A 6930-nucleotide genomic window follows, 5' to 3' on the forward strand; every position below is an offset into this window, starting at 1 on the left:
CCTTGTAGTAGTAGGTCGTGTCGTCGGTCAGGCCGCTCAGGCTGATCGTCGGCGACATGGCCAGGCCGCCCGTGGCGGTGTTGTTCAGCGCGCCGCAGCTCAGGCCGTAGCGGACGGTGCCACTGGCAAGCTCGTCGCAGTCGAAGGTGATGACCGCGCTGCGCGGCTGGATGTCGGCGGCGTGGACGTTGGTGATGGTCGGCGGCGTGCAATCGACGAGGGCGGTCGCGGTGACCGTGACCTGCTGCCCCTGGCCGTTGTCGGCGTCGATGTAGGTCAATGTGAGCGTGTCGCCCGCACTGACCTGCAGCACGCCGGCGGCATCCGTCAGGCTCACGGCGATCGAGCCCTGGAACTCCGCCGCGTCGGACGCGAGTTCCGTCAGGAGCACAGTCTCACCGGCCGCTTCCGTGTTGGACACGATTGAGACGGACAGCGTTTCGATCGCCGCCGGGTCTGCATTCAGCCCGCAGTCGTTCACCGTGATCGTGACGGTGTCCGCGCACATGTACCGATTGTGGTCCAGCATGACCACACCGGCGTCGGCGCACGTGTCGTAAGCGCCGAACGCATTGACGATGCCATAGCCGCGCACGTACAGCGGATCGAAAGTGCCGTTCTGCACGTAGTAGTCGGCAGTCTCGAACAGGTGTTGGCGCATCTGGTCCACTGTCCAGTAGGGCCGCGCCTGGATCAGGCACGCCACGGCGCAGGCCACCAGCGGCGTTGACAGCGAAGTCCCGTCGGCGGTCGTGTAACCGGTGTCCGAGTACGGCGACACCGTGTTCGTGCTGACGCCGCGGGCCAGGACTTCCGGCTTGACGCGGCCATCGGCGGTGGGGCCGTCGGAGCTGAACGAGGCGATGGCCCCCGAGCTGCTGACCGCGCCGCACGTGATGACCTGGAACGCGTCCGCCGGGGCGATCAGGCTGGACGTCGCCGGGTTGGAGTCGTGATATTCGTTACCGGCGGCGTTGGTATGGTGCACGCCGTTGGCGGTCAGAATGTTGCAGGCGATGGTCGTGACCGCCGTCTGGCCATCGAGCTGGGCCTGCGTGTACCAGTCGATGTAGCCGAGCGACGCGGTGCTCATGTCGCAGCCATGCGACTCGATGAACTCGAGCCCCGCGACATAGTTGTCTTCCTCGGCCGGCACTTCCTGCGTGGTGTCTTCCGTCTTGCACAGTACGAAGGACGCGTTGAATGCGCCGCCGACCAGGCTCCCGGGCTTGTACGCCCCGATGCAGCCGAGAATCATCGTCCCGTGATTGTACTGCCCGGATGGATCGCCGGTCTGGTAGTCGGTGTTGCCGTCGTTGTTGACGAAGTCGTACTCCGCGATGACCGACAGCGGGTGCAGAGGATTCGTGAACGCCTCGTGCGTGCGATGAAAACCCGTGTCCAGGATGCCGATGATCACGCCGCTCCCGGTGAAGCCCGCGTCGTGCAGTGCCACCAAGTTGATCTGCGTGAGTTGCGCGAGGGAGTTCCCATAGTTGATGCTGCGCGTCTCACCACCGGGGAACGGGCCCGGGCCGATGTCCTGCACATTCAGCGGCTGCGGGCGTTGTGAACGGCGGACCGCTTCGAGGCGGTCCACGCAGGCCAGGGTGGCGATCTGCGCGAGCTGCGTGCCATCCGCCCACACGCTCACCGCGTTCAGCCAGCGGCTGGTGATGTGCAGCCGCGCCCCCGTCTTCGCCACCGCCTCCACGTATGCCGGCACCACCGGCAGATCGTGCTCGTCAAACAGCGCGCCATCCCGGGCAGCATTCAGGCCGCGCAGCGCACGCCGCTGCGCCGCGCGCGCATTATAGGTCTGCGCCACCGTCTGCAGGGCGGCCTGCAGCTCGGCTGGCGAATGCACACCTTTGTCGGCAAAGAACACCCAGGCTTTCACCGGCCCCGCGGTCTCCGCCAGTCGCTGTTGCAGCGCGGGGTGCAATTTCGCCGAGACGTCCACTGTCTGGGCGGCCGCGAAAGGCGCCAGCCACGGACCGGCGGCGATGAGAACGATGGCACAGACGGGCAGGCGGTGTTGGCACTTATCGGGCATGACGTTCCTTTCCCGTGGGCATCGCGGATGGGCGACGCGTACGTGCTCCGGTGGCAAAATACCAGGTCGAATGCGGCCGGCAGCGGCGCGGCCCCATGCACATCGTACCGGATCGGCGGCGGCTACGGCAAGGAAAACCAATCGTCCCCGCGGCATCATGGACCGCCGGTGCGGCGCGCTGCCAATTCACAGCCATCCAGACTACAATGCCGAGGCTGTGGACCGCGGTCACGGTCCAGGCCATTGGTGGGCGGGATGACGGATGGCAGGCCCGAAAACAGGGTGCCGCTTCACGCGCCCGGTATGGCGCGGCGTACCCTGCGCGCCTGCGTTGCTCGCACGGAAGTCTTCCTGCTCGCCGCGGCGCTGCTGGTCACCGTCCTGGCCAAGCTGCGCATCGTCCGCAGTTGCGCGCCGCCCAGCGTCGTCGAGGCCTGGCTCGGTGTGGCCCTGCCCGATCTCGCCTTCTTCGCCGGCCTTGCCACCCTTGGTGCCCTCGCTTACGCGGTCTGGCCGCGCAAGTGGACGGCGCGGCTCACGCTGGTACTCGCGACGTTGGTTCTGGTCTGGGCGGTGTTGAACGGCATCTGGCTGGCCGTCACCGGCGTGCAGCTCCAGCCGGGCGTGCTCCAGGTTGTGCTGCGCCACCCGACGGATTTCTGGCCCACCGTCCGACCGCATCTTGGCTACCATCCGCGCGTCGCGCTCGGCCTGGTGGTTGCGGTCCCCGCCGCCCTGGCGTGGGTTATCTGGCGCATCGTACGACCCGCGCCCGCAAAGCTGGCGCGCGGGTGGTGGGTCGGGGGAGCGGCGGTGTGTGCCGCGCTGGTGATTCTGCTGCTCGCGGTCCATCGCCGCGCCACGCGGAGCTTTGTCCCCGAGTCGCTCGACCAGGTGCTCGGCTACAGCAGCCACTGGGGCGTCATCGAGTCGGCGTTCGCCACCTCCGACCTGACCCCCGCGCCCGGTACGCCTGCGCGCCACGTGCCGATCGCCGGCGAACGCTCCGTCGGCCTGCCGCCCGCCGCAGCGGCTGTTCGACCGAACATCGTGCTGTTGATGTTGGAGAGCGTGCCCTACACCGCCGCGGTCGCCGGTACGCCGGAGTACGAGGCCATGCCGACGCTGAACCGGCTGGCCGGCGAGGGCATGTTGTTCGAGAGCCTGCGGGTGCCTGTGCCGCAGACCGGCAAGGCGATGTGGGCGACGCTCACGGGCACCACGCCGGACGTTGGTCCCGACTACGTCGAATCGGTGCTCGCCGACGCGCCGTACGAGGGCCTGCCGACGCTGCTGGCCCGCGTCGGCTACCGCAGCGCGTTCTTCGAGATGTCGAAGGGGACGTTCCAGTGCGCGCCGGCGACCTTCGCCAATTTCGGCTTCGACTGGGCGTGGTTCCGCGAGAACCTGGAAGATGCGTCCGCCGACCTCGGCTACCTCAGCGGCGATGACTTCCGCATACTGGACCCGGCGCTGGCCTGGGCAACCAGCGCGTCCGGACCGTTCCTGTTCATGCTGATCACTTCCGCCGCGCACGATCCCTACGAGGTGCCGGCGTGGTTCGAGCCGCCCGCCAATGGCTCGCGCAACCGCTACCTGCAGGCGCTCCGCTACACCGACGCCTTCATCGCCGAGCTGCTGCAGCGCCTGGCGGCCCACCAGCTCGCCGATCAGACGCTGTTGTGCATGCTTGGGGACCACGGCGAAGGATTCCGGGCCGAGTCCCATCGTCTCCGCTGGATCCCCTACGAGGAAGTGCTCCGCGTGCCGTGGGTGCTTCACTGGCCCGGGCACGTACCACCCGGCACGCGCGCGGCGTGGCCCTGTTCGCAACTCGACGTGACCCCGACGCTGTTGACCCTGCTCGGCTTCGACATCAGCGGCGCCGGCTTCGAGGGACGTTGTGCCTTGACGCCCTGCGACCCCGACCGGCGGCTGTACTTCACCGCCTGGTACGAGGGCAGCCCGGCGGGCTACGTCGAGGGCAACACCAAACGCGTGTACTGGCCGACCAGCGGGCGGGTCCAGGAATATGACCTCGCCACTGATCCGCAGGAAAAGTCACCAATCGTCCTGGAGTCGCCCGCCGCCGAGCAGGTGGTCGCGGACCTGCGCAACTGGCGGCGCGCCCAGCACCTGGACATCCCGGCGAAGCGCTTCCGGCAGCGCTTCGTCTACGACCACTGGTGGGTGTTCAGCACCGGACGTTACGCCCGCGCCTACTACGTGCCGTAGCGCCGCGCGCCGCTGAGGTGTGCTTCGATGTGCCCCACACAGACCGTCGCCGTCAGCCAGCCGTCGATCTCCGGACGAGCCGCGCTCGTGCGGCTGCTGGTGCTTCTGGTGCTGGTGGCGCTTGTGTTTCAATTCGAGCTGCGCATGGCCTGGGGCACGATCCGCGACTCCGGCGAGTGGTCGCATGCGCTGGTGTTGCCGCTGCTCGTCGCGCTGTTGGCCTGGCAGCGCCGCCGTGACCTCGCCGCTGCGCTCGACCATGGCTCGGCGTGGGGGCCGGTCATCATCGTGCTCGGCCTGGCCGTGGTGGCGTTGAATCTGTGGCCGCTGGAATTCGGTTACCTGCGGGCGATCGCGCTAGTCCCCGTTTGTGTGGGCGTGCTGCTGACCACGTGCGGGCGGCGCCTACTGCGGCCGTGCCTGCCCATGTTTCTGTTGCTCGCGCTCAGCATACCGCTCGGCCCGCGCCAGTACGCCGCGCTCATCATCCGTGCGGAAACCTACACGCTCGCGGCCGGCCGCGCCCTGCTGTCCGCGTTGCCCGGCGTAAACGTGACGCAAACCGGGCCGGACCTCGACTTCGTGCGCGGCAGCCAGACCGGGACCGTCGCGCCGGGCGAGCCCCGGCGTGGCGCTTCGCTGTTGGTTACGCATGCGGTCCTCGGCGTCTGCGTGGTCTGCGCGCGCCGCCGACCGCGCTGGCAGGTGGTCCTGCTGGCGCTGGCGGCTGTTCCGATCGTACTGCTGTCCAATCTCGGCCGCTTCGTCCTGCTGGGCCTGTTCGCGGTGTACGCCCACGCCGCGCCGCTCAGCGCCTGGCCACGCGCGACGGCGGCCGTGCTCTCGCTGGTGCTCGCATATCTGCTGTTCGCCGCGGCGATCGGACTGCTGAACCTCTTTGTGCCGCAGCCGGCCGAGCGCGCGCCGGTGGCCGCGGAGGAGCGCTGAACCCATGCGCACGCTGACCCGCCTCTGTCCGCCGGTCTTTCTCGTCTCGGCCCTGGTGCTGGTAGCGGCTGCGGTCGAGCTGCGCCCGGCGATGAAAGCGGTCCGCGCGCGGCTGGAGAAGCGCACGATCGCGCTGCGGCGGCCGTTCGCCGACTTCAGCCCCGCGGGCATGCCTTCGTTCGTCTCGACGCCGTTTCCGGTCGGCATGGGCGCGGACCATTTCCGCGAAGTCGGCACCGACGAGATTGCCCTGGTCTGCGTGGAGCCGCGCGGCTCGGCCTCGCCGGTGGATTGGGTGCTGCTGTTCGCGACCTACTACGCCGACCCGCACTGCCAGGTGCCGCACACGCCGGACGTCTGCTATCGACAGACCGGGGCGACGGTGTTCAGGATGCGCGCGGTATCGATCGACGTGCCGGGGCAGGGCGGCAGCGTCCTGCGCATCCCGACCCGCGCCCTGCGCATCGACCAGCGTGAAGGCAACCTCTTCCTCATGTACACGCTCAGCGCCAGCGGCCAGTTCTGCGACAGCCGGGGGCGGGCGCGCTGGCTGCTCAACTGGCCCGGCGACCGCTGCGCCTATTTCAGCAAGATCGAGGCCGTGACGCCGTGCAGTTCCGACGCCGAGGAGCCCGCGGCGCAGCAGCGCTGCACGCAGGCCCTGGCTGAAGCGTTGCCGGTGCTGTTGCGGGAGTACTATCCCGCGCGCGAGGACGTGCGCGGGCGGTGATCTCACTGCGGGGCAGCGGGGGTGCGCCCGCGCGCCGCCGTCAGCACGTGATGCAGCAGCGCCAGCCCGACAAGCGTCGCCGCCACCACCAGCAGATACGAATGCGGCAGCGGCACGACGCCCCAGATGCGTGGCACGACGACGGCCGCGCGCTCGTCTGTCGCGCAGCGGGCCGTCACCGTGCCGAGCACGCCGCCGCGGCTGGTGACGCGAAACGAGAATAGCTCGGAGCGGCCCGGCCCGATGGGCAGCCCGTCCTTGCCGGCCACGGCGCGAAATGTCCCGGGCGTGTTCTGAATCTCCCACCCCTCGGGTGCCTTGAAGTCGTATCCGTCGCTGTAGCCGACCTCGAATGCCCGGATCGGCGGCGCCCCGACGTTGCTGACCTCGTAGCTGTAGACGCTGGCCCGCACCTGCGCGCGGATCGAGACGCCGTCCGCGGTCACCAGGTCGAACGCCGGTGCGGTAAGCCCGGCGGCGAGCAGCGTCAGGCCGATGAGTCCGCTGGTCATGGGTGCTCCTCAGCAGGTTCGCAGTCCATCGTACCGAGGGCCGGCGGCCGTTCACAAGCGCCGGCGTCGCGAGCACGAAGGCATGGAGGGGAGGAAGCGACGACGGCGATTAATCCGAGCCCGAAGCGCGAGCGAGAGCGTCGCGCAGCGCGTTTGTAATCAGAGCCCCGAGCGCGAGCGAGCGGGTCCGCGCAGCGCGCCGGAATCCGACCCCGAAGCGCAAGCGAAAATCCGCGCCCGCGTCCGCCAACCGAGCCGCGAACGGCAGTGAGGACACGTTCCGGGCGCCGTCGGACGTCAACCGGAAATGGGTATGATGTCTCAATTCTGTTCGGCACGGCAATTGCTTACGGGGTGTAGCGCGTCATGTGTCGCGACGGACGGGGCTCGGTTTTTAGGGGTGGAGTACGTTCGAAGGTGGGCGACGATCTCAGCGCAGCGTGAACCTG

At 68.8% G+C, this 6930-nt stretch carries 5 protein-coding genes; 3 read left to right on the forward strand and 2 right to left on the reverse strand.

Annotated elements, in window-relative coordinates:
* The coding region (locus KA383_20510) for a S8 family serine peptidase (protein ID MBP7748503.1) at window positions 1–2056 on the reverse strand (2056 nt) is incomplete at its 3' end.
* A gap of 303 nt (window positions 2057–2359) precedes the next feature.
* Here KA383_20510 and KA383_20515 point away from each other — a divergent pair.
* From KA383_20515 to KA383_20525, 3 genes are read left to right on the forward strand one after another with little or no spacing between them, the layout of a single operon-like run.
* The gene (locus tag KA383_20515) at window positions 2360–4291 is read left to right on the forward strand and encodes a sulfatase-like hydrolase/transferase (protein MBP7748504.1); all 1932 of its coding nucleotides are present in this window, start codon (window positions 2360–2362) and stop codon (window positions 4289–4291) included.
* 27 nt (window positions 4292–4318) lie between these two features.
* Window positions 4319–5239, forward strand: coding sequence for an exosortase/archaeosortase family protein (locus tag KA383_20520; protein ID MBP7748505.1), 921 nt, complete (start codon window positions 4319–4321; stop codon window positions 5237–5239).
* A gap of 4 nt (window positions 5240–5243) precedes the next feature.
* Window positions 5244–5969: a hypothetical protein gene (locus KA383_20525; GenBank protein ID MBP7748506.1), complete on the forward strand. Its 726-nt coding sequence runs from the start codon at window positions 5244–5246 to the stop codon at window positions 5967–5969.
* A 2-nt stretch (window positions 5970–5971) separates the two neighbouring features.
* On the opposite strand, the gene KA383_20530 is transcribed toward KA383_20525, so the two are convergent.
* Window positions 5972–6481: a hypothetical protein gene (locus tag KA383_20530; GenBank protein ID MBP7748507.1), complete on the reverse strand. Its 510-nt coding sequence runs from the start codon at window positions 6479–6481 to the stop codon at window positions 5972–5974.
* Window positions 6482–6930 lie beyond the last annotated feature (449 nt).

The organism is Phycisphaerae bacterium, assembly GCA_017999985.1.
In the GTDB taxonomy this organism is placed as follows: Bacteria; Planctomycetota; Phycisphaerae; order UBA1845; family Fen-1342; genus JAGNKU01.